This is a genomic window from Halopseudomonas sp., assembly GCF_047631575.1.
In the GTDB taxonomy this organism is placed as follows: domain Bacteria; phylum Pseudomonadota; class Gammaproteobacteria; order Pseudomonadales; family Pseudomonadaceae; genus Halopseudomonas.
This window is the reverse complement of record NZ_JBLIAB010000004.1, coordinates 104,508-127,034: the sequence shown is the minus strand read 5'-3', so window position 1 is coordinate 127,034 and position 22,527 is coordinate 104,508. Positions and strand designations below refer to the sequence as shown.

23 protein-coding genes and 1 pseudogene are annotated in these 22,527 nt (G+C 57.5%); 9 read left to right on the top strand and 15 right to left on the bottom strand.

Features of this window, described 5'->3' with window-relative positions; genetic code table 11:
• Positions 1-62: 62 nt before the first annotated feature.
• Genes ACJAXR_RS09385 through ACJAXR_RS09370 form a run of 4 tightly spaced genes read left to right on the top strand, consistent with a single transcriptional unit; the run spans position 63 to position 1,984 of the window.
• Entirely contained in the window at positions 63-836 is a 774-nt protein-coding gene (locus ACJAXR_RS09385; RefSeq protein ID WP_415057998.1) for an SDR family NAD(P)-dependent oxidoreductase, read from the top strand.
• Between the two features lie 40 nt (positions 837-876).
• Positions 877-1,233 carry a hypothetical protein gene (locus ACJAXR_RS09380; RefSeq protein ID WP_415057997.1) on the top strand — a complete coding sequence of 119 codons (357 nt, stop codon included), beginning with the start codon at positions 877-879 and terminating at the stop codon, positions 1,231-1,233.
• Entirely contained in the window at positions 1,208-1,612 is a 405-nt protein-coding gene (locus ACJAXR_RS09375; RefSeq protein ID WP_415057996.1) for a hypothetical protein, read from the top strand. The genes ACJAXR_RS09380 and ACJAXR_RS09375 overlap by 26 nt, the downstream gene beginning before the upstream one ends.
• 57 nt (positions 1,613-1,669) lie before the next feature.
• A complete protein-coding gene (locus ACJAXR_RS09370) occupies positions 1,670-1,984 on the top strand; it encodes a hypothetical protein (protein WP_415057995.1) in 315 nt (104 codons plus the stop codon).
• Positions 1,985-3,137: 1,153 nt separating this feature from the next.
• On the opposite strand, the gene ACJAXR_RS09365 is transcribed toward ACJAXR_RS09370, so the two are convergent.
• The 10 genes and pseudogenes from ACJAXR_RS09365 to ACJAXR_RS09320 form a co-directional block, all read right to left on the bottom strand.
• A complete protein-coding gene (locus ACJAXR_RS09365; RefSeq protein ID WP_415057994.1) occupies positions 3,138-3,305 on the bottom strand; it encodes a hypothetical protein in 168 nt (55 codons plus the stop codon).
• Between the two features lie 67 nt (positions 3,306-3,372).
• The gene (locus tag ACJAXR_RS09360) at positions 3,373-4,443 is read right to left on the bottom strand and encodes a protein-glutamate methylesterase/protein-glutamine glutaminase (protein WP_415057993.1); all 1,071 of its coding nucleotides are present in this window, start codon (positions 4,441-4,443) and stop codon (positions 3,373-3,375) included.
• Positions 4,355-4,934 (bottom strand): annotated as a pseudogene (gene cheD / locus ACJAXR_RS09355) (chemoreceptor glutamine deamidase CheD). The gene ACJAXR_RS09360 and the pseudogene cheD overlap by 89 nt, the downstream one beginning before the upstream one ends.
• Positions 4,931-5,737 carry a CheR family methyltransferase gene (locus tag ACJAXR_RS09350; protein ID WP_415057992.1) on the bottom strand — a complete coding sequence of 269 codons (807 nt, stop codon included), beginning with the start codon at positions 5,735-5,737 and terminating at the stop codon, positions 4,931-4,933. Before ACJAXR_RS09350 ends, cheD begins: the two are co-directional and overlap by 4 nt.
• Before the next feature lie 113 nt (positions 5,738-5,850).
• Complete coding sequence (locus ACJAXR_RS09345) at positions 5,851-6,405, bottom strand: chemotaxis protein CheW (protein ID WP_415057991.1); 555 nt, start codon at positions 6,403-6,405, stop codon at positions 5,851-5,853.
• Between the two features lie 12 nt (positions 6,406-6,417).
• Complete coding sequence (locus tag ACJAXR_RS09340) at positions 6,418-8,076, bottom strand: methyl-accepting chemotaxis protein (RefSeq protein ID WP_415057990.1); 1,659 nt, start codon at positions 8,074-8,076, stop codon at positions 6,418-6,420.
• 28 nt (positions 8,077-8,104) lie between these two features.
• Positions 8,105-10,315 carry a chemotaxis protein CheA gene (locus ACJAXR_RS09335; protein WP_415057989.1) on the bottom strand — a complete coding sequence of 737 codons (2,211 nt, stop codon included), beginning with the start codon at positions 10,313-10,315 and terminating at the stop codon, positions 8,105-8,107.
• A gap of 23 nt (positions 10,316-10,338) precedes the next feature.
• Complete coding sequence (locus ACJAXR_RS09330) at positions 10,339-10,665, bottom strand: STAS domain-containing protein (protein ID WP_415057988.1); 327 nt, start codon at positions 10,663-10,665, stop codon at positions 10,339-10,341.
• Between the two features lie 21 nt (positions 10,666-10,686).
• Positions 10,687-11,055 (bottom strand): response regulator, encoded by a 369-nt coding sequence (locus ACJAXR_RS09325; protein ID WP_415057987.1) that lies wholly within the window; start codon positions 11,053-11,055, stop codon positions 10,687-10,689.
• A 12-nt stretch (positions 11,056-11,067) separates the two neighbouring features.
• Complete coding sequence (locus ACJAXR_RS09320; RefSeq protein ID WP_415057986.1) at positions 11,068-12,192, bottom strand: methyl-accepting chemotaxis protein; 1,125 nt, start codon at positions 12,190-12,192, stop codon at positions 11,068-11,070.
• 371 nt (positions 12,193-12,563) lie between these two features.
• Between ACJAXR_RS09320 and ACJAXR_RS09315 the strand changes: the two genes are divergently transcribed.
• A complete protein-coding gene (locus tag ACJAXR_RS09315; RefSeq protein ID WP_415057985.1) occupies positions 12,564-13,037 on the top strand; it encodes a hypothetical protein in 474 nt (157 codons plus the stop codon).
• Complete coding sequence (locus tag ACJAXR_RS09310; RefSeq protein WP_415057984.1) at positions 13,034-13,207, top strand: hypothetical protein; 174 nt, start codon at positions 13,034-13,036, stop codon at positions 13,205-13,207. Before ACJAXR_RS09315 ends, ACJAXR_RS09310 begins: the two co-directional genes overlap by 4 nt.
• Before the next feature lie 5 nt (positions 13,208-13,212).
• On the opposite strand, the gene ACJAXR_RS09305 is transcribed toward ACJAXR_RS09310, so the two are convergent.
• Entirely contained in the window at positions 13,213-14,256 is a 1,044-nt protein-coding gene (locus tag ACJAXR_RS09305; RefSeq protein ID WP_415057983.1) for an NAD(P)H-dependent flavin oxidoreductase, read from the bottom strand.
• Between the two features lie 181 nt (positions 14,257-14,437).
• Here ACJAXR_RS09305 and dkgB point away from each other — a divergent pair, with 181 nt between their 5' ends.
• Positions 14,438-15,238, top strand: coding sequence for a 2,5-didehydrogluconate reductase DkgB (dkgB, locus tag ACJAXR_RS09300; protein WP_415057982.1), 801 nt, complete (start codon positions 14,438-14,440; stop codon positions 15,236-15,238).
• 48 nt (positions 15,239-15,286) lie between these two features.
• On the opposite strand, the gene ACJAXR_RS09295 is transcribed toward dkgB, so the two are convergent.
• The 4 genes from ACJAXR_RS09295 to ACJAXR_RS09280 form a co-directional block, all read right to left on the bottom strand.
• On the bottom strand, positions 15,287-16,297 hold the full coding sequence (locus tag ACJAXR_RS09295) for a zinc-binding alcohol dehydrogenase family protein (protein WP_415057981.1): 1,011 nt from the start codon (positions 16,295-16,297) through the stop codon (positions 15,287-15,289).
• Positions 16,298-16,440: 143 nt separating this feature from the next.
• Positions 16,441-18,399 (bottom strand): acetoacetate--CoA ligase, encoded by a 1,959-nt coding sequence (locus ACJAXR_RS09290; protein WP_415057980.1) that lies wholly within the window; start codon positions 18,397-18,399, stop codon positions 16,441-16,443.
• Between the two features lie 5 nt (positions 18,400-18,404).
• A complete protein-coding gene (locus ACJAXR_RS09285; protein WP_415057979.1) occupies positions 18,405-19,460 on the bottom strand; it encodes an aminopeptidase in 1,056 nt (351 codons plus the stop codon).
• The gene (locus ACJAXR_RS09280) at positions 19,457-20,338 is read right to left on the bottom strand and encodes a LysR family transcriptional regulator (protein ID WP_415057978.1); all 882 of its coding nucleotides are present in this window, start codon (positions 20,336-20,338) and stop codon (positions 19,457-19,459) included. The genes ACJAXR_RS09285 and ACJAXR_RS09280 overlap by 4 nt, the downstream gene beginning before the upstream one ends.
• A 101-nt stretch (positions 20,339-20,439) precedes the next feature.
• On the opposite strand from ACJAXR_RS09280, the gene trpB reads away from it, so the two are divergent.
• Both trpB and trpA read left to right on the top strand, forming a co-directional pair.
• On the top strand, positions 20,440-21,651 hold the full coding sequence (gene trpB, locus ACJAXR_RS09275) for a tryptophan synthase subunit beta (protein WP_415058212.1): 1,212 nt from the start codon (positions 20,440-20,442) through the stop codon (positions 21,649-21,651).
• The gene (trpA, locus tag ACJAXR_RS09270) at positions 21,648-22,463 is read left to right on the top strand and encodes a tryptophan synthase subunit alpha (RefSeq protein WP_415057977.1); all 816 of its coding nucleotides are present in this window, start codon (positions 21,648-21,650) and stop codon (positions 22,461-22,463) included. Before trpB ends, trpA begins: the two co-directional genes overlap by 4 nt.
• The last annotated feature ends 64 nt before the right edge of the window (positions 22,464-22,527 follow it).

Sequence of the window (22,527 nt, the reverse complement as noted above, 5' to 3'; positions counted from 1 at the left end):
GCTGAAGCCTGTGGCTGGCTTGTTTGATACTCTGTGGCTAACTATCAGCAAAGGACACAGAGATGACTGAACAACGTTTTGACCTCGCCGGCAGAACCGCACTGATTACGGGCGCATCGAGTGGCCTGGGCGACCATTTCGCACGCTTGCTGGCGGCCTCAGGTGCGCGCGTAGTAGTGGCCGCACGCCGCGCCGAACGCCTGGATAAACTGGTTCAAGAACTCAAGGATCTTGGCCATGAGGCATTGGCTGTGACCATGGACGTGACCGACTCCGACAGCATCGATGCGGGCTTCGTTGCCGCCGAAGCTCAATTCGGCACTGTGGATATATTGGTCAACAATGCCGGAATCGGTGCGGGTGTGCCTTTCCTGAAAATGACCGAAGGTAACTGGCGCAGTATGCTGGACACCAATTTGGATGGCGCCTGGCGCGTGGCTCATCGCGCCGCCGTCGCCATGGCAGGTTCTGGTAAGGGCGGTAGTATTATCAATATTGCCTCGATTCTGGGCCTACGAGTCGGGCAAGGTCTTAGCCACTACGCTGTAGCCAAGGCCGGCGTGGTACAACTGACCAAAGCAATGGCCATCGAACTGGCCCGGGACAAGATCCGGGTGAACGCGATTGCACCCGGCTATTTCCGCACGGAAATGAACAACGATTATTTCGAGTCAGAAAAGGGCCAGGAGTACATCAAGCAACAGGTACCCATGCGTCGGCTGGGTCAGCTGGAAGAACTCAGTGGCCCGTTGCTACTACTGGCCAGCGAAGCCGGCTCATTTATAACCGGTACCGTGATCAATGTAGATGGCGGCCATTTGTGCAATAGTCTGTGAATCGATAGAAAACAGGCACTTTTAGAGGACTCATAGACCAATGCCCCGGATTGATTTGCGACGCAATGAGCGTCACTTGCTGATAACCGGGGTCATTCTGCTCGCTCTGTTTTTTGTTTTTCTTGCCTGGTCGGATCGCAATCAACGTGACTCCCTGTGGCAGCAACAACTGCATGCCCAGTCCGAGATCCAGCGCATGGCCGTTGAGCAGTCGCAACAGGCTGTACGACGCCAGGCGCTGATGGCGGCCAACAGTCTGGCAGAAGATCCCGATACCCTGCGGCTGATCCGGCTCCTGGCGGATACTCGAGGAGGCCGGTGCCAATCAACTGCATGTGCATCTGGCGCCCGATGCCATCAGCCTGCTGCGCATGCACCAACCCGACCAGTGGGGTGACAGCCTGGTGGGTATACGCCCCATGGTAGAGCTGGTGCAAGAGCAAGGTCTGGCACTGAGCGGTATGAAAACCGACCTTCATGGCTCCAGCATGAGCGGCATCGTGCTCATTACCGACGCCGCCCGTTCTGGCATAGACGTCATCGCTATCCTGGAGGTCGGATTTGGCATGGTGCCGGAGCTGCAGCAGCTGGATGAAGAGTTGCAGGCTAGCCTGGCGCTATTACTCAACCGACACCTGCTGGAAGATATCCTACTCGGCCAGGACGAGGCCGGCCTGGTTGAGTTGAAAGGCAGTCCCTGGTGGCTGAGTCAATCGTCACGCCCTGAAGCGCTGAACTGGCTCTCCAACGCTTCCGTGACGCAGGCCCTGGGCTAGGACGGCAGTGCCGAGCTGACTCTGAATGGCCGGCACCATCTGCTCACAAGCGTCCCGTTGGAAGATTTTCAGTCACGCCTGGATGACCAGGGAAATCCCTCTGCGATGGCTCTGGTCTGGCGTGATATAAGACCGCTCTGGCAGCAGCATCTGGCAGAAAGAAGCCGCGCCTTGCTGATCTGGCTGACTGCCTTTATCGCCTCTATACTATTGATCGGCGGTCTTTTGCTGGCCACCCGTGAAGATGTTCGGCGGCGCAAGCAGGACCACCAAGTGCGCTTGAAGCAGGAGATCAAGGAACACGAGCAAGCCGGGCGACTACTGGATATTATTTCTCAAACCCAGTCTGCCTACATTAACGACTCGCGCTAGTTCGCGCCTACAGCGCTTTAGGCGCTAGGCTTCTTCACACTGCTGCCTACGGCGAATCCGGGCTGGTCAGAAGGGGCGTAGATGCTGTCTGTGCGGCTACAGGCCAGCTGAGTGCTACGGAATTCCAAAGCCCTTAAAGCTGGACGGCGATTTGGTAAACCACCTCCGGCGTTTTCCTGAACACGAAGCCGGAGAATGTGTTTTGGCCTCACGACTTTTGGACAGCAAGGTCAATTCTGCCGCATGCAAAACATTTTGGTTTATGCGCAGATGCTGGAGGCGATCTGTGTAATCGGCCTCCCTTTGGGCCAGATCGACTAGGCGACTGCGCAGAACCGCCTCAGCTTTTGACACCGCATCCCGTCGCGCTCACGGTATACCCGGCCGGCTGTTCGCTCATAGTGAGCGGCAGTGAGTTCAAAAGAAGTCAGGAAGACGATGATGCCGTCAGCGCATAAGCCGGTCTAGATGACCCGGAAAATCGCTAGCGGGCTTCCTGGCTGCCGGTTAAGCTGAAAATCTGCCATCAGGGCGAAACAAACTAGCACCGCTATCCAGATCGGTCCAGCCCCATCCAGCTGCAAAAACCAACGTCTAAGCGGACTGGCTGGCGGGTCAGGAAGTTCTTTATAGGTCCATTTGAGTCTGTACATTCTGGTCTTTATCGTAGGTAAATTTCCATAATTTATGGGTGCAAATGGACCATTTCCTAAGATACAGTCACAAGGCCGTCTGCCCGCATGAAGCCCAGGTTTTGGAGTTCACGCATTCGCTCCTGGGTGTATGAGTGGCGAACACCATGTGCGCCGGCCGACCATCCAAACGCCCGTTTTGAGACTGAGCTATACGAAGAGCTCTAGGTGTGACCGCCCGACAGGTCATAATATTGGGTGTAAAACACTCCGCGATCAGTGACACGCATGGGCTTCTGAAGTCATCGGCAGTGAAGTGATTCGTTTTTTGCGGAAACGATTGAGCGGCTGCGGGCTGAGATCAGTCCAGCTGTATTGGCGGCGGCTAAGGAATCCCAGAAGCAGTTGATTGAGGACAAAGAGCACCGAGAGCGCTAGCAAAGGGTATTGGCTGAGCAGCGCGACACGTTGTCCGCGTTGCTGGTGGCGCAGCTTGCCAAAGATGGCGGGGGCGGTTGCGGTTAGCCAAGCAAATCGACCTTGTGAAGAACGGGCCGAGCCAGAACAACGATCTGGATCAAAGTCATGGCATGGGGATGTAGTTGGTTGTCACACCGACGCTGCGGCTTGGCCTTGTAGAGGCCGATATCCGGCGTCAACTCGTAAATTCGATTCTGAAAAAGCAACATGGGAGGGTGTCCGGGATTCTGTGTGAACGGAATCTCGGTGAAGCTGGGATCGTCATGCTTACGACCTCTATTGTCTGTTCATGATCACTCTGGGGATGTCGCCCAAGGCGATGACCTGATCAACGCCACCCAGCTTGATGGCTTCTTTCGGCATACCGAACACCACGCAACTCGCCTCGTCCTGGGCAAAGGTTCGAGCCCCGGCCGTTCGCATCTCCTTCAAACCACGGGCGCCGTCATCGCCCATGCCGGTCATGATGATGCCGGCAGCATTTTTCCCGGCGAATTGAGCCACCGAACGAAAGAGCACGTCCACGGAGGGACGATGGCGATTAACCAGTGGGCCATCGACGACCTCGACGTGGTAGTAGGCTCCACTGCGCTTGAGCAGCATATGTTTGCCGCCGGGGGCGATAAGGGCCAGGCCGGGAATCACCCGGTCATTGTTTTTGGCTTCGCGCACCTCTATTTGCGCCAGCCCGTTCAAGCGTGCGGCGAACGAGGCGGTGAACTTCTCCGGCATGTGCTGCACGATCACGATGCCCGGAGAAACGCGCGGCAGCGCGGTCAGCACCAGCTCTAACGCCTGGGTGCCACCGGTGGAGGTGCCGATGGCGACAATCCGCTCGGTGGTTTGCGCCATGGCCTGACCCTTGGATGCGGAAAGAACGACGTCAGCATTCAGTTTGCTGGCCACCGGCGCAAGCGCTCCGGCGCGCCTGACCAGATGTTTGACATTGGCCTGCGCGGCGGCCCTGATCGCACCCACCAGCTCGGCGGCGGATTCTTCAAGGAAATTTTTCAGACCAGCCTTGGGCTTGGTAATAATTTCCACTGCCCCGGCTGCTAGCGCCTGCAGCGTGGTTTCCGCGCCTTTTTCCGTGAGCGATGAGCAGATCACCACCGGGGTCGGCCGTTCGGTCATGATTTTCTTCAAAAAAGTGATGCCGTCCATGCGCGGCATTTCCACGTCCAGCACTATCACGTCGGGCCACTCCTTGGCCATTTTTTCCATGGCGAAAAGGGGGTCGGATGCGGCGCCTATTACCTCAATATCCGGTTCGCGCTCCAGCAGCGCTAACACTACCTGGCGCACCACGGCGGAGTCGTCGACCAGTAGAACCTTGATTTTCTTCATAGGCGCTTTTAGCTCTCGATAAATTTTTGATGGCGGACCCAGACATGGCCGCTACTGATATCGAAGATCACATTGCGGTGGCCGTTGCGGCCTAAATCCTCTGCGCGCACCTGCAGATGGTGCTGCTTTACCAGCCTGCGTCCGGCTCTGACATTGCTCAGGGCAATATTGGTTTTCTCGCTGTAACCTGGGAACATAGTTCCGCCCCCGAACAACTTGACCTGGTATTCCTCTGGGTGTGTGTGGTGGCGGGCCACCTCCAGCATAAAAAGCGCCATGGCCTCGTCGGCATATTTCCCGTCGAGCGGCCTGCTTGGCTTCTGCCGGCTCGGCAGCATGTAGTGACACATGCCCCCAATCTTGCGCGACGGGTGCCACATGGTGATGGCAACACAGGAGCCCAACAGGGTACGAATGCGTGTGGCAGCACCGCCGAAATAGAACTCCCCGGGCTGTAAGAGAACCTCTGTGCCGGCAATGGGTTTATTCATGGCTTGCGGTAAATCGAGGGCTTGATCATTTTCAGGGCATCGCTGACGCCGTTCAGACTTTCCGAATGGCTGATGATGAAATAGCCGCCAGGCTTGAGCAGTGGCAACATGCGCGCGACCACCTGTTGCTTGGTTTGCTGATCGAAATAAATCATTACGTTACGCAAGAAGATCACCTCGAACTCGCCGATATTAGGCAGCGTTTCGTTGAGATTGATCGGCATAAAATGCACCCGGCTGCGCAGGCTGCGCTCGAGCAGAAAAGTGCCTTCTTGGCTACCCGTGCCTTTCAGGCAATGCTTGACCAGTAACGGCTGAGGGATGCTGTGCGCACGCTCCATGAGGTAGTGACCGCTGCGGGCTTTAGCCAGCACTTTAGTGCTGATATCCGATCCGATGATTTCCCAGGGGGTCTTGCCAAGGCCATCGGCCAGGGTCATGGCCAGGCTATAAGCCTCCTCACCGGAGGAGCTGGCGGCACTCCACAGACGCAAGGTTCTGTCCGGCTTGACCTTGGGCAATACGTGCTCGCGCAGAAAGTCGAAATGTTTGGGCTCGCGGAAAAAATAGGTTTCGTTGGTGGTGAGCAAATCCAGGGCAATCTGCAGTTCCGCAGTGCCACCATGACCCATGATCAACTGAAAATAATCACTATAGCTGTTCAGTTGATGTTGTTTCAGGCGCTTGAACAGGCGCCCGGCAACCAGCGCCTTTTTCGCGGGGGTGAGGTTGATGCCGGCGGCACGATAAAGCCAGGCTTGGAACTGCTGGAACTCGCCATCTGTGAGCGCTTGTGCATTCATAATCAAACATCCTTAAGCGCTTGTGCATTCGTGATCAAACATCCTTATAGGGGCGTTGCAATGAAATCCAATCCTGAGCGAGGCGCATCGTGCGCCTCGCTCAGGGCTGATGATCAGCCTGCGGAGCCACTAGCCAGCGCGGCACCCGTCGGTGTGTCAACCGCAGATAACCTGGCCATCTCATCGACCGATAACACCCGATCGACGTTGAGAACGATGACGAACTTGTCGTTCACCTTGGCCATGCCGCTGATAAAGTCAGCGCGGATCTTGGCGCCAAAACTCGGCGCCGGTTCGATCTCGCTGGCGGGAATCTCCAGCACCGCCGAAACGGCATCCACCATCAGCCCCACATCCTGGGGGTCTCCTTCCTCAGAGCGGGCTTCGATAATGACGATGCACGATCGCCGTGTGACCTCGGAGTTGTGCCGTCCGAAACGCGCCGAAAGATCCACCACCGGCACCACCGCACCGCGCAGATTAATCACTCCGCGGACGAAGGCGGGCATCATCGGTACGCTGGTGAGGTTGCCGTACTCGAGGATCTCTTTGATACCGAGAATGCCGATGGCAAACATTTCGCCGCCCAGCATAAAGGTCAGGTATTGCGCCTCCTCCTGCTCCTGGAGGACGGCCTCGGATCGAGTGTTTATAACCAATGCGCCCATGCTGACCTCCAGTTAAAACTGCGTGAATTCGGCTTCTTCGTAGCTGCTTTCAGCGTTACGAGTGGCCGCCGTGCGGGGTTGGTGCTTCGCGGTCTGTGTCAGGTTTCTGTCAAAAACCGGCGCCCTGAGCGCTGCCGCCTTATGTTGGCCGCCTGCGACGTCCAGCGTAAAGAAGCTCATCGCCTGTTGTAATTGTTCGGCCTGGCTACTCATCTCTTCGGCGGTAGCGGCCAGTTCCTCGCTGCTGGAAGCATTCTGCTGGGTGATCTGGTTGAGCTGAGTCATGGCCGTGTTGATCTGCGCCACCCCAGAGGATTGTTCTTCCGAGGCCGCGCTGATCTCCTGCACCAGATCGGAGGTCTTGTTGATCGAGGGCACCATTTCGCTGAGCAGTTTGCCGGCTTTTTCCGCCAACTCCACGCTACTGGAAGACAGCTGGCCAATTTCCTGGGCCGCCACCTGGCTGCGTTCGGCCAGCTTGCGCACCTCTGCCGCCACTACCGCAAAGCCCTTGCCATGCTCGCCGGCCCTCGCCGCCTCGATGGCGGCGTTGAGCGCCAGCAGGTTGGTCTGGTAGGCGATGTCATCGATGATGCCGATGCGCTGGGCGATCTGCTTCATTGCGGCGACCGTCTGCTGTACCGACTCGCCGCCTTCGCTGGCCTCCTTGGCGGCCTTGCTGGCCATGCCGTCGGTGACCTTGGCGTTTTCGGTGTTCTGGTTGATGCTGGCGCTCATCTGTTCGATAGAGGCGCTGGTTTCCTCGACGCTGGCCGCCTGCTCGCTGGTGGCCTGGCTCATGGACTGGGCGGTGGCGCTAACCTGTTCGGAGGCACTGGCCAAGTTATCGGCGGAATTGTTTACTTCGCCGATGATCTGCACCAGCTTGCCGGCCATATTCTGCATTGCGCTGAGCAACATGCCGGTCTCGTCGGTTGAGCTAACCTTGATCTTGGCGGTTAAGTCACCCTCGGCGAGTTGGTTGGCGATGGCCACTGCATTATTGAGCGGTCGCGAAATAGCACGAGCAATGAAGAATCCCAGCAGCAGTCCGGTAATCACACCAGCGACCACCAGGAAAATCATCATGTTCCTGCTACTCTCATAAATTGCTGTGGTTTCTTCTGCAGCGGTTGCCGCATTTTCCTCTTTTAACTTGCTCATCTGGGTGAGGATTTCATCCAATTGGTCTGCCGATGGACGCAACTGGGTTTGGACAAATACCACCGCCGCACGCTCCTCCTGCAGAGACTCATTGGCGACCATGCTCAGCAGTTGCTGAGTCAAGGAGGTCCTTTCGGCAGCAACTTCAGCATAGCGGGCGAGCATCGGCTTGGCCTTATCAGACTTGAAGAGTTGTTGAACCTTCTCCATATTCTCGCTTTCGGCGGTGGCGTATTGCTCGATTCTCGCTATTAACTGTTGGCGTTCTTCCAGGGAGCTGGCCAGAAGCAGGTTGCGCACCGCCCGGCCACCATTGATCAGTTGCACATTGGCCTCCTTCACATAGGACAAGCCAAGCAGTTCCCTTTCGTACATATCGTCCGCCAGGGAGCTGAGCGTCGCCATATTATTGATACCCACCCAGCCGACCAGGCCGGTGATGGCCGAGACAATGATAAAGGCCCCGATAAGCTTGACGCCGACTTTGAGGTTGTTAATCCATTTCATCTTGTATAGTCCTTCAATAATGCTGAGATTAGTGAGCAAGCTCGGATGTTCTGGGTTGTTGTGAGACGTTCTGACTTTCCTTCTGAGCGATCTGCTGCACCAGCGACGATACGTCGAGAATCAAGGCCACTGCACCGCTGCCAAGGATGGTCGAGCCACTGATACCGCGCAGGGCGCTGAACAGCTTGCCCAGCGGCTTGATCACGGTTTGGAGTTCGCCCTGCAGTTCGTCCACCACTAGGCCGGCTTTCTGCCCGCCGCATCGCACCACCACCACGTTCTCGCGCCGGCCCGAACGGCCGTCCGCGTTGAATTGCTCACGCAGGTACACCAGCGGCAGCACTGCGCCACGCAAGTTCAGGTAGTTGCGCCCACGGGTTGTTTGACGATCTTCTTCGGTCAGCTCGAGGCACTCTTGCACCATGTCCAGGGGCACCACGTAACTGGCCTGACCGACGCCAACCAAAAAGCCATCGATGATCGCCAAGGTCAGTGGCAGGCGGATGCGTACCCTGGTGCCCTGGCCTGCTTGGCTGTCGAGGTCCACGCTGCCTCGCAGCGCGGTGATGTTGCGCTTGACCACGTCCATACCCACGCCGCGCCCCGAGAGGTTGGTTACGGCGGCCGCTGTGGAAAATCCCGGTTCAAAAATAAGGTTATAGATGTCCTGATCCGAGGGGATCGCAGTAGGCGCGAATAGGCCACGCTCCAGGGCTTTTTGCAGAATGCGCTCGCGGTCGAGTCCGGCGCCGTCGTCGGCGATCTCGATGACGATGCTGCCAGAATCGTGGTAGGCGTTGAGGCTCAGGCGACCCTTGGCCGGCTTGCCTGCAGCCAGGCGCACCTCGGGCGGCTCGATGCCGTGATCCATGGCGTTGCGTAGTAAGTGCATCAACGGATCGCCGATCTTTTCCACCACGGTCTTGTCCAGCTCAGTGTCGGCACCGCTGATTTGCAGATCGATGTCCTTGCCCAGTTCGAGGCTAACATCGCGCACCACTCGCTGGAAGCGGTTAAAGGTCTCGCCGATCGGCACCATCCGCAGACACAGGGCACTGTCACGGATGTCTTCCACCAGCCCGGATACGACTGAGGTGGCTACCTGCAGGGCGTCGTCTTGGCAGCGCTGCGCCAGCAGGCTGGCGCCGGCGCCAGCGATCACCAGCTCGCCGACCAGATTGATCAGTTCGTCCAGCTTGTCCGCATCGACGCGGACGAAGCGGCTCTCCTTGCTCTTGTGCGCCTGGATCTGGCTTTGCTTGCTCAGGGCGACCTGCACCAAGGCTGGCTCGACCGAGCGCTGCTTAATCAGAATTTCACCCAAGAGTGTCGTCGGATTATTTGGTTCGGTAGTCACGCGCTGCTCGTGCAGGGCTTCTTCCAGCTCTTGCGGGGTAAGGGCCCCGCTGCCGACTAGCAGTTCACCCAGACGGGTCGCATCTTCCGGTAGCCGATCGATCAGCTCGATGTATTCGGCGAGCCTGCTGTGCGGCGGCAGTATGTGGATCAGGCAATCGTCGCGCACAAAGTCGAAGGCTTCGGCGATTGCCGCTTTGTCCGCCGTGGTCTGATAATCAATTTCGAAGCCTAGGTAACAGGCCTCAGCATCCATGTCCTTGGCCTCCGGCATAGCATCGGCAAGGGTGGCGATGCGGACGATCTCGCCCTGACTGTTGAGGTAGCGCAGGAACGACAGTGGGTCCATGCCGTTGCGCAGCACCTCTTGGCCAAAGCGTAGGGAGATGTGCCAGAGATCGGAGGCCACACCGGCATCACCGCATACCTGGGTCAGATTATCTGCATTGAACAGCGCAACGGGTGTGGCGGGTGGTTCCAGCGAACCGCCCTGGTAGGCTTGCAGGCGTTGGCGCAGGGCGCTTTCCCGATCCTGCGCTGGGGTATTTAGCTGGCCACCTTGAGCGGCAACCACGTTGACCAGTTCCAGCATATGATCGCCGCATTCCAACAACAGCGCGACCAGTTCACTGTTGATGACTACCGTACCGTCACGCACGCGATCTAGCACGTCTTCGACTATATGGGTGAAGCCAACGACAGGCTCCAAGCCGAACAGGCCGGCCGAGCCCTTGATGGTGTGCGCAGCGCGAAAAATGGCCCCCAGGGTGTCACTGTCGTCCGGCTCGCTCTCCAGTCGCAGCAGCGACGCTTCCATATCCTGCAGCAGCTCGCGGGCTTCGGCAATGAAGGTTTGCAGGGCTTGATCGAGATTTATACTCACGCTGAATACCTTTTACGCTGAGGTCAGCGAGTGGCTGAATTGGAAATAATCAGAGGATCGCCAAAGAAAGCGGCGAGGTTGCACAGGTCGAAAACTTCCAATACCGCGCGGCTGTGCCAGGCCAGGCGCAAGATAATGCCGACGCGCGTGGCTTCGCGCTTGGCCAGAATTAGCAGCTGCAAACCGGCACCATCTAGCTCGCTGACCTTGGACAGGTCGATTTCCAGTTCGCCGGGTAGGCCTAAGTGGGGCAGCAACTGCGCCTTGAGTTCGGCGACGGTATAAATGCTCATCTCGCCTTCGATTTGCAGTTGGCATATGCCGTTTTTCATTTCCGCACGGATAGTCATAAGGCCTCCGAATGCTGCCGGTTAAGGCAGGATTAATTTGGATACGGCGGCCAACATCTGCGCTGGCTGAAAAGGTTTGACCACCCAGGCCTTGGCCCCGGCCGCCTGACCTTCCTGCTTCTTGGCCTCCTGGGACTCGGTGGTCAGCATGATGATCGGGGTGAACCTGTAATTGACCAACTTCTTCACCTCTTTGACCAAGGTGATACCGTCCATGTTGGGCATGTTCACATCGCTGATCATCAGGTGGATCTTCTGCCCGTTTAGCTTGGCCAGCGCGTCCTTGCCATCGCAAGCCTCGATCACCGCGTAGCCGGCGCTCTTAAGGGCAATACTGACAACCTGGCGTACGCTGCTGGAGTCGTCGACGACCATTACGGTTTTAGCCATGCTGTTCTCCTACTAGAAAAAGGTGATTTCTTGTTCTTTGGCTAAGCTGGACCTGCCGCCATTGTGGACTTGGCGCTGTTCATCGGTGGTATAGGTCAATTCCATCTCCGCCAGCCAGGCCTGAGCATCAATCTGGAGCCGATCCGGATTGTGCTGACATTGCTGCAAGTGGCTGTGCAAAGCATCCATGTTGTTGCGCACATGCATGAGAATCTGGCTGATCCGGTCCTGAAATTGCAGGGCAACCAACACCTCGCTGATTTCGCCACGAATGTCGGCGCGCTCTTGCTGCAGCCGAACGGTCGAGCTAGACAGGCGCTGCATAATGTTGTTAAAGCGATCCAGTACATGGCGAATGTTGGCTTCGGACGTGACGACCGACTGGCTGTCACTCAGGGCGGTGTTATCCGTCACCTCGACCAGCCGAGCGATGGCGCTGTTGATGATGTCAACGGTGGCCGACATCTTCTGCCCGGTTTCGCTAGAGAGGCTCGACAAGTTGCGTACCGCATCGGCTACCACGGCGAAACCACGGCCGGCTTCGCCGGCACGGGCGGCCTCGATTGCGGCATTCAGCGCTAACAGGTTGGTTTGCTTGGCAATCGCCGCCACCTCGCTGGCCATGCTTCTGAGTTGGCCGGTGTAGTCGGTCAGGCCGCGCACCTGGGTGAGCATTTGGTCGCGGCTCAGCTGTGCGCCCTTGAGGGAATCAATCACGCGGGTAAGTTCGATCTCGCTTTCCTTCAGCACCATCAATGCGCCGCCCTGAGTGTCGCCTGTCCGGTCACCGGCGGCCTGTTGCGAGGCCTGCACGGTTTCTTCCAGCTTGGTGTAGATACCGGAGAAACGGTTACTCAGGGCGACGATGGCCTGTTCAGTCTGGCTGCGCGAGCTTTCCACCTGTTTGGCCCAAATCGGCACTGCTTCAAGGCACAGGGCTTGTAAGCCGCTGGCTGCCATCTCCGCGCTGGCGACTTGGAATTGCTGCTGGGCGTGGCCAAGTGCCTGGCTCGCAGCCTGTTCGATCAGTCGACGGTGCTGACGGACCATGCAAACGCTGGCGCCGGTGCCGCAAGCGAGCAGGAGAAAGACGGCCAGCAGGGTCAGCGCGTGGAGGCCAGCCAGGGCAATAAGCAAGCTATTGCCCAGCGCGGTAATCGCCAGGGCCGGCCAGATCAGGGCGAGGGAATTATGCCGCTCGAGGGAGAAACCGAGCTTATTGTCATGTACAACGATAGGAGACGTCCTTCATCAAAGTGCACTACTCGAACGAAAAACCTAGATACAGAGGTGAGGGGGCTTGATATTGCAACTTCAGCCGCTGTTCTTCTGCGCAATCTCAACGAAAGCGAAGAAGACTCTTACCGTTTTGATTCTAAAGGTTTGTTATGTAGCTTTTTGTCATAAAAATCTATGATAGCACTTTGCCATTATTTCGGCAAAAAAAATTTGGGCAGACCCTCTTCGTTCCCTGGAGTCGACCCGAAGATCAGCAGGCAGTGCTTGCCTTGAGCAGCGACTGTAATCAACAGGATCTGGTCCGCCTGGCATGGCTGCAGCCCACGCTGCTGGCAGGTCTAATCCGTCAGGCCAACAGCGATAATAGGACAGAAAACGATTTTGACTGCCTGAGCGCAGAGCAGGCTATTTGCCAGCTAGGCTTGGCCAGTAGCATAGAGCTTGCGATTCGCCTGGCACGCACCGGCCCAGTATTATTTGATGCACGACTGCGTGAAAAAGCCGACCATCTGATGCAACAGCAGACCTCACTGGCAAAGGCGTTGACCCGCCTGGCGCATCACCAGTCGGTGGACGCCGGGCCAGTCAGATCTGCCGTCAGTCTTTGCCGGCTTGGCGAAATGGCGACTCTCTGCGCAATACAGAAATTCCTCAACTATGGCAGCAACTTGAGGATTCTGAACTGGATGCACTGCTACAGCGTTTTGCGCCTGAGTTCGGCAATCGCATCAAGATCAATTTGAAGTTGCCATTCCTGATTCGTGAGTTGATCGGCGCTCTGTTCAAATTACCCCAGAGCAGCCTGCGCAAGGATCGGGTGATCATGCGCATTGCGGCTCTGGAAACAGGGCTTGATGATGATCCGATTCAACTCAGCCAGCTGCGTCAGTGGGTCGGCTTACCGGTCACCTGAATAATCTAGGCGTTAGCTGCGCCCATCATTGTGTGGGTCAGCTCGGTAGCCGATATCGTTTGACAGCCCTGTACGTTCTGCCCCGCCCACAGCGGTGAAAAGTCTCCGCTTTGGAGCTTTTCCGCCGCGCCGCGTAAGGGTGTAATGGCGCTTCCGGCCAGAGGGAAAGCAGGCGCCAAGGCACTCATCGGCCCTAGGTCACGCATAACACGATTGACTATACTCCGCGCCGGTCGGCCGGAAAACAGATTGGTCAGTGCCGTGTGCGAGGCCATTTCGCTCTGCAGTGCCGCCCGATGCACCGGACTGGTGTCAGCCTCGGGACACAGCAGATAAGCGGTACCAATTTGAACTGCCGCCGCGCCAAGAGACATCGCTGCCCGTATACCAGCGGCATCTGCTATACCGCCAGCAGCAATCACAGGTATGCGCACAGCGCTGATAATTTGCGGTAATAGTGCGAAAGTCTCAACCTGGCTAGTTACATCCTCGGTGAGAAACATACCCCGATGGCCACCTGCCTCCAGACCTTGGGCGATCACTGCATCAGCACCGTGGGCTTGCAGCCAAAGCGCTTCCTCGACTGTGGTCGCCGAGGAGATCACCTTGCTGCCCAAGCTTTTTAGTTCATACAGCAGCTCGACCGACGGCAAGCCAAAATGGAAGCTGACCACTGGCGGCTTGTATTCGCGCAGCAGCTCCATCGTTTCAGCATCGAAGGGGCGTCTTCCGCCACCACTTCTGATGTTGGCTATATCCAGCCCCAGCTCTTGATAATAGGGTACCAGCGCTTTACGCCAGGCGGCTTCGCGCTGATCGTCGGGCAGCGGCGAGGTGTGGCAGAAAAAGTTCACGTTCCAAGGTCCGGGAGCCTGGTCTCGCATAATGGCCAGTTCTGCGAGCAGTGCATCAGGACTCAGCATGGCGGCCGGAATCGAGCCCAAACCGCCCGCACGGCATACCGCCAGAGCCAGCTTGCTATCCTGAACGCCAGCCATGGGAGCCTGAATAATGGGTAGCTGGGTGCCCAGCAAAGGGTGCGTACTCATCGGTTACTCCTCATCGACGACAAATCACAGTGTACAGCCTGGATGCATATAAATTCCTGTTGCCATCCGGATTCCCATCGTTCGTCAAATAAAGGATCTCTTGGCGGGAACTCTTAACGGGGTGCTACTGGTCTATGGTGTAGTTGAATATATATGTCAGCCATCTATTGGGAGAAACAAAATGACGATTCCACCATTGGGTTTTGGTACTTTTCGCCTCAAGGGTCAAGAGGTCATTGATGCGGTCGGCACCGCGCTCGAACTTGGCTACCGCCATATCGATACCGCGCAAATTTATGATAATGAAAAGGAAGTCGGCCAAGCCATCGCTGCCAGCGGCATCGCGCGTAAAGAGCTCTTCGTTACCACCAAGATCTGGATCACCAACCTGAAGCCCGAAAAACTGATTGCCAGCCTGCAGGAAAGCCTGCACAAACTCGGTGTCGATCAGGTCGATATGACCCTGGTCCATTGGCCCTCGCCAGAAGACAAGGTGCCCATGGAAGAGTATTTGCCGATGTTGCTCGAGGCCCGCGAGCAGGGACTGACCCGCGCCATAGGGGTATCCAATTTCACCATCAACCATCTGACCCAGGCCATTGATCTGGTCGGCGCGGAAAACATCGCGACCAATCAGGTCGAGATCCATCCCTTCCTGCACAATCACAAGCTTGCCGAATTCGCCCGTGGGCAGGGTATCCAGCTGACTGCTTATATGCCGCTGGCCGTGGGCAAGGTGATGCAGGACTCGGTACTCCAGGCAATTGCTAACGCCCATCAGATCACCCCGGCCCAGGTGACACTTGCCTGGCTGTTGCAGTCCGAGTATGTGGTGATTCCATCCTCGACCAAACGCGCCCATCAGCAGGCCAACCTGGACGCAGCCCATATTCAGCTCAGCCCAGAAGATGTGGCAGCTATTGCCGCATTGGACCGCGGCGAGCGAATTGCCGATCCGGATTTTGCGCCGGCCTGGGATTAACCTGCCCCTGGGCGGCGGTCAGCACAGGACAGACCGCCGCCCAGCACGTCAAAAGCCTTCCAGCACGATCTTGCCGCGTGACTGGTGGCTTTCCAACAGGCGGTGGGCCTTGAGCAGGTTGGCCGCATTTATGGTACCAAAATGCTCACCCAGGGTGGTTTGCAAGGTGCCTTGATCGACCAATTCAGCGACCCGGTTGAGTAATCGACTCTGTTCGATCATGTCCTTCGTCTGATGCAGGCTACGGGTAAACATGAACTCCCAGTGCAATGACAGACTCTTGGGTTTGAGCTTGAGAATATCCAGACTGTCAAAGTCATCAATCAGACCCAGTTTCCCCTGGGGCGCCAAGCACTCCACGTACTGGTCAAAATGCTCTGCCGTATGGGTTAACGAGGCCACCAGCTCAACCTGCTCTATGCCCTTGGCCTGCAATTGCGCCAACATGGGCTGGCTGTGATCAATCACGTGATGAGCGCCCAGATCACTGATCCACTGCACGCTCTGCGGTCGTGAAGCTGTAGCAACCACAGTCAGCTTGGTCAGCTGGCGCGCCAGCTGAACCAGGATTGAGCCCACACCGCCTGCAGCACCAATCACCAGCAGCGTTTGCCCCGTGCCGCCGCCTTCAATCATGCCTAGGCGTTCAAACAGCAGTTCCCACGCAGTGATGGCGGTCAGCGGCATAGCAGCGGCCTGCGCGTCGCTCAGACTCGACGGAGCACGCCCAACAATACGCTCATCGACCAGATGATATTCGGCGTTGCTGCCAGGCCGATCAATGGCACCAGCGTAGAACACTCGATCACCGGTTTTGAACGCAGTAACCTCCTTACCTGTCGCCTCTACCGTACCAACCGCATCCCAGCCGAGCACATCGAATGCACCGGTCAGCGGGGGACGGGTAAGGCGTATCTTGGCATCTACCGGGTTGACCGACACAGCGGCCACCTTGACCAGAAGATCACGTGAGCCGGGCTCGGGGCGAAGTAACTCAATATCCAGCAGCGCGTCTGACCGGTTCACATCACCGGCTTGCTGATATCCAACAGCTTTCATATCTGGCTCCAAGGCAATTTAATGGGCAGTTCATTCTGAACCCTGAGCCACTGACAGGGAAGCCAGCGTAAGCGGCAGCCTGTTGCAGCACCGTAAACAGGGGTTTGTGGCCCAGGAAATCCGCAACAATGTTGAGCAATAAGCTATTGCCAAAGCAGCTGATTCATAGCGATCTGGTCGAGGGCCTCGGGGTTGGCCAGCGCCTCCCGATTGGTAACCACCTCGTGACGCAGCAGCTTCGCAACAGCAAGCTCTACTTTTTTGCCACTGCGGGTGTAGGGCACCTGATCGATCTGGATGATCCGCGCTGGCACATGACGGGGGCTGGCGTGTTCGCGAATGCGCTGACGAATGCGCTTGAGCAGCACCTCATCCAGCACTTGATCTGCGTTCATGACAACCAACAAAACGACGCGTACGTCACCTTCCCAATCCTGACCAACCACCAGACTGTCGGCAATTTCGTAAAGCGTTTCTACCTGACGATAGATCTCTGCTGTACCAATACGCACACCACCAGGGTTTAGGGTAGCATCGCTGCGGCCGTGAATGATGCAGCCACCCTCGGCGTCAAATTCGATATAGTCGCCATGGGCCCAAACGCCGGGAAACCGCTCGAAGTAGGCTGCACGGTAGCGGCTACCGTCTTCATCTTTCCAGAAACCCAGTGGCATGCACGGCGCCGGCTGGCGGCAGACCAGCTCCCCGCGCTCGCCAATGACAGCCACGCCAGCATCATTGAACGCCTGCACGTCCATGCCCAGCATGCGGCACTGGATCACGCCTCGACGCACAGGTAACAGCGGTGTCGCGCCGACAAAACAGGAGACGATGTCCGTGCCGCCGGAGATAGAGGCCAACAGCAAATCTGCTTTTACTTTCTGATAAACCCAATCGTAATCCTCGGGCAGCAATGGGGAGCCGGTGGAAAACAGGACTCGCATGGGCTGAAGATCATATTGCTGACCGGGCTGCAAATGGGCATTGCGGCAGCCACCGAGAAACTTCGCGCTGGTACCAAAATGCGTGACGCAATAGTCCTCAGCCAATTGCCACAGGGTATTCATGTCCGGATGACCCGGATTACCATCGAACAGCACCAGTTCGGCACCGGTCAATAAACCTGAGGCCAACCAGTTCCACATCATCCAGCCACAGGTGGTGAAGTAGAACAATACATCATCCGGCCCCAGATCACCGTGCAGCATCAATTCCTTGCTGTGCTGCAACAACGTACCGCCGGCACCATGCACGATGCACTTGGGTACGCCGGTTGTGCCCGAGGAGTACAGAATGTAAAGCGGATGCTCGAAGGGCAGTACCGCAAAAACTGGCTGCGCGCCGGCGTGAGCCTGTTGCACCACCTGCCAGTCCACTGCGCTCTCAGGCAGCGCAATATCCACCACATTGCGGATCATCAGCAGCTGCTCTACCGATGGCATTTGCCGCTGAAGCTCCAACGCCTGCGTCGTACGGTCAAATAGCTTGCCGCCATATCCATAACCATTCACGCAGATCAGCAGTCTGGGTTCGATCTGGCCAAAACGATCAAGAATACCCGATGTACCAAAATCCGGCGACGCCGAAGACCACACAGCACCGATGCTCGCCGAAGCAAGCATGCCGATGATCGCTTCGGGAATATTTGCCACCACTGCCGCTACGCGATCCCCTGGCTGTATACCCACTCCACGCATCCAGGCCGCTAGCGCTGCGACCTGACCAAGCAGCTCGGCAGCACTCAGGGTAAAATCCGCACGGGTTTCGGAGCGGGCGTGCAGGGCGGGTCGTGCACCATCCCCGCGCAATGCGTGGCGCAGCAAGTTCTCGGCAAAGTTCAAGTGCGCCTGGGGAAACCAGCGTGCGCCCGGCAGGGCATGGTCATCCAGCACGGGGCCAGATGTGCTGACGCTGACCACGCCGGTGTAATCCCAGATGCTTTGCCAGAAGCGCTCGATATCCGCGATCGACCAGGCATGCAGGCTCTGATAACCGGTACCCGGTGACGATCCAGCAGCTTTCAGCCAGTCTTGATAGCGGGCCATGTGGCTGCGTGTCATCGCATGCTCGCCCGGTGTGTGCAGTATGGCAGGCAAAGTCATCGGTACTATTCTCCGCTGTTTGAGTCGAGATCAGTTAACGCAGCGAGTTGGCCCAGCCGCTCATCCGACGCCAGGTTACCGAGGCGTTCGACCTCCCGGTAGAAGCGCTGCCAGTCGGCATTTTGACGGCGGAATAACTCGGTGAATGCTGGCACCCATTGGTCATAAAGCCCAAATGGTAACAGGCTGGCATTGTTCAGCTCGCCATCGAACCAACTATCAAAGCGGCTACTGCCTTGCCATTTTTCATCGCGCCAGTGCTGGTAACCAGTGCGCAGCCGTGCAATCTCCTGCACCTTTGCAACGCGTATGGCCGGATCTGGAAGATCCATCGAATAGATGATTTGTAGACGCTCGCGGGCGGCAATGATCAGCGCGTTGAATTCTGCCTGTTGCCTTTCCAGGGCCGGATCCGGTGGTAGCAACCCGTTGTTGGCTCGCCACTGGCGCAAACCCTCCTGTCCGACAAAGCTGGCGAACGACTCGTTGAACGCAGTCTCGTCTTTCAGATAGAACTGTTGATGCGCCAGCTCATGAAACAACGTCAGGGCCACGTAGTCATCATCCCAGTGCAGCATGGAACTGAGCAGCGGATCGTCATACCAACCCAAAGTCGAATAGGCCGGAATATTACCGATAAACACATCCATACCCTGTCGTTGCCAGTCTTGCGCTGCCGCATCAGCGGCATCTCGGGAAAAATACCCCTTATACGCAAGACATCCGGTCATCAGATAACAGTGCTGGATTGGTTCAAGGGAGAGTTCGGGCGTGACAAACAGATTCCACAAGGCATAGGGTCGGGGCAGAGCGCTATAGCGGGTATAGCTGAGATTGTGGGGCAGCCCCAACGCTGCGCTGGCGAATCGGCGGGCGGCCAGCGCTTCGGCCAGACGCGTCTTTAAAGCGGGATCGGTCTCCGCGCTTTCCAGCAGTTCAACGATCGGCACACTGAGCGCCATCACCTCCCGCTGGCCCTGCCAGGATTGCTGGACGAAAGCGATGCTGCTGCAACCGCCCAGCAATAGTATGAACAGAATGACGACCAGCCTGGATCTCACAGGTTGGCCTCCAGCCATTGCGCCAATTGGCGGACTTGTGTCTGCGGTTGGCGCGCCGGACTCCACAGCGCCAACTGGTTGGACGTTTCGACAAACCCCCAGGGTGCGAGCAGCCTGCCACTGGCAATGTCGTCGGCCACCAACAACTGGGGCGCAATAGCCACGCCAAGACCCGAAAGAGCCGCCTCGAGAAGGTAGTATAGATGCTCAAAACCCTGGCCCTGACGCAGACGCTGGGGCGTTAGTCCGCTTGCCATAGCCCAATCTGTCCAGGCACTGGGCCGCGATAGTGTATGCAACAGTGCCTCGTCTACCAGAGCCTTGGCTGGCTGACGCTCCAATAGTGCCGCACGGACATAGCGCGGGCTGAATACCGGCCCGATACGTTCGGGCAACAACGGATACACCTGCATATCCGCCGGCCAGGGTGGCTCGGCAAACAGCAACGTAGCGCTAACCCCGGGCTTACGTGGATCCATTTCGCCTTCGCTGGCCGAAAGGTGCAGATTCAGCGCCGGTAGCTCGGCATTCAACCGATCCAGGCGCGGAATGAACCAGCGCGCCAGCAGGCTACCGGGGCAGGCAAGCAAAAAGGGCGCACTGGCTTGGTCCTGGCTAAGTTCAGCACAAACAGCACGCAAACTGTCCAGCGCTTCACGGCTGACATCGCGCAGACGACGACCAGCAGGGGTGAGCTGCACACCCCGCCCGGCTTTCTCGAACAGCACCACCCCCAACTCCGACTCCAGCATGCGAATCTGCCGACTCACCGCGCCATGGGTAACATGCAGCACTTCTGCCGCCTGGCTCACGCTTTCCAGTTGAGCTGCGGTCTCGAAAACCCGCAGAGCGTTAAGGGAAGGAAGGTCTCGACTCATGGCGACATGTCACTTTTTCTCACATATTGAAGCTATATTATCGGTTTTTTTCTGCTCTTGCCTAACCTAAAGTGGGCGCATTCCAAAAGAGGTAAATGACTATGCAAAACACCAGCCCCTTTACTCGCGGCGCCGATGCCCAAGGCCAATTCGGCTCCTTCGGTGGTCGCTTCGTTGCCGAATCCCTGATGCCCCTGATTCTTGATCTCGAAGAGGCTTTCAATACCGCCCTCGCCGAGCCGAATTTTCTCGCCGAACTGGATCGTTTTCAGGCCGAGTTCGTCGGCCGTCCAAGCCCGCTGTATTATGCCGAGCGACTGACCGAACTCTATGGTGGTGCGAAGATCTACTTCAAGCGCGAAGAGCTGAATCACACCGGCGCGCACAAGATCAATAACTGCATCGGTCAGGTGTTACTCGCCAAACGCATGGGCAAGACACGCATTATCGCTGAAACTGGTGCCGGCATGCACGGTGTTGCCACCGCGACTGTTGCTGCGCGCTTCGGTCTGCCTTGCGTCGTCTACATGGGCGCCACTGATATCGAACGCCAACGGGACAACGTCTCGCGCATGCGCCTGATGGGCGCCGAGATTGTGCCTGTGACCTCGGGCACCGGCACCTTGAAGGATGCAATGAACGAGGCCCTGCGCGACTGGGTGACCAACGTCGAGAATACTTTTTACATGATCGGCACTGTCGCCGGTCCGCATCCCTATCCGACCATGGTCCGCGAGTTTCAGGCGGTTATTGGACGCGAAGCGCGGAATCAAATTCTGGTCCGTGAAGGGCGTCTGCCCGACAGCCTGGTCGCGTGCATCGGCGGCGGCTCCAATGCCATGGGGTTATTCCATGCGTTTCTTGATGATCCCAGCGTCCAGCTGATTGGTGTGGAAGCGGCGGGCGAGGGTCTCGACAGCGGCAAGCATGCTGCTAGCCTGAAGGGCGGCGTATCCGGCGTGCTACACGGTAATCGCACTTATCTGCTGCAGGACAATGACGGCCAGATCACCGATGCTCATTCGGTTTCAGCCGGTCTCGACTATCCAGGTATTGGCCCCGAACACGCATGGTTGCATGAACAGGGCCGCGTCGATTATGCCGCTGTAACCGATACCGAAGCACTCGAGGCGTTTCACGTCTGTTGCCGTAAGGAAGGCATCATTCCTGCGTTGGAAACAGCTCACGCACTGGCCGAAGTGGCCAAGCGTGCTCCTCTCTTGCCCAAGGATCACCTGATGATCGTCTGTCTCTCGGGGCGTGGCGACAAGGATATGCCAACCGTATTGCGTCTGATGGAGGAAAAGGCATGACGTCCCGTTTAGCCGGCCGTTTCGCCGAACTGAAAAAAGCCGATCGCGCCGCTCTGGTTACCTACATCTGCGCCGGCGATCCCGGCTATGATGCCAGCCTGATGCTGCTCAAGCAGCTACCGGCTGCAGGGGCGGACATCATCGAGCTGGGGATGCCCTTCAGCGACCCGATGGCCGACGGCCCTACAATCCAAGCAGGTGCTGTGCGCGCCCTCAAAGGCGGACAGACGCAGCTGAAAACACTGGAAATGGTTCGCCAGTTTCGTGCTGGGGATCAGACCACACCCCTGGTGCTAATGGGTTACTACAATCCTATCTACCGCTATGGCCCAGAGAACTTCATGCGTGATGCCCTAGAAGCCGGAATAGATGGTCTGCTGATTGTTGACCTACCAGCAGAGCACGACAGTGAACTGGGCCCGCTGGCCCGCGAAGCCGGACTTGACATGATCCGCATGGCCACGCCGACCACCGATGCCAAACGTCTGCCCGCCGTACTGGATCACGCCAGCGGTTTTCTCTATTACGTATCGCTCAATGGCGTGACCGGAGTAGGCCAGGCGGATAACGCTACTGTGCGCGACGCCATTGGCGCGATTCAGCAACAGACCGATTTGCCGGTATGCGTTGGCTTTGGTGTACGCACCCCTGACCAGGCCGCCCGTTTTGCACTGGATGCCGAAGGGGTGGTGGTTGGCTCGGCACTGGTCGACTGCATCGCTAATGCGGAATCGGCGGAGCAGGGCGTCAAGCTCGTGCTGAATCTGGTATCAGATCTGGCAGCAGCGGTGCAGGGAGCGCGCAAGGGTTAATGCAGAAGGCCGAGACGCCGAGTTGCATCTCGGTCGGGCGTTTCGGCTGACGATTTTGTCGAGG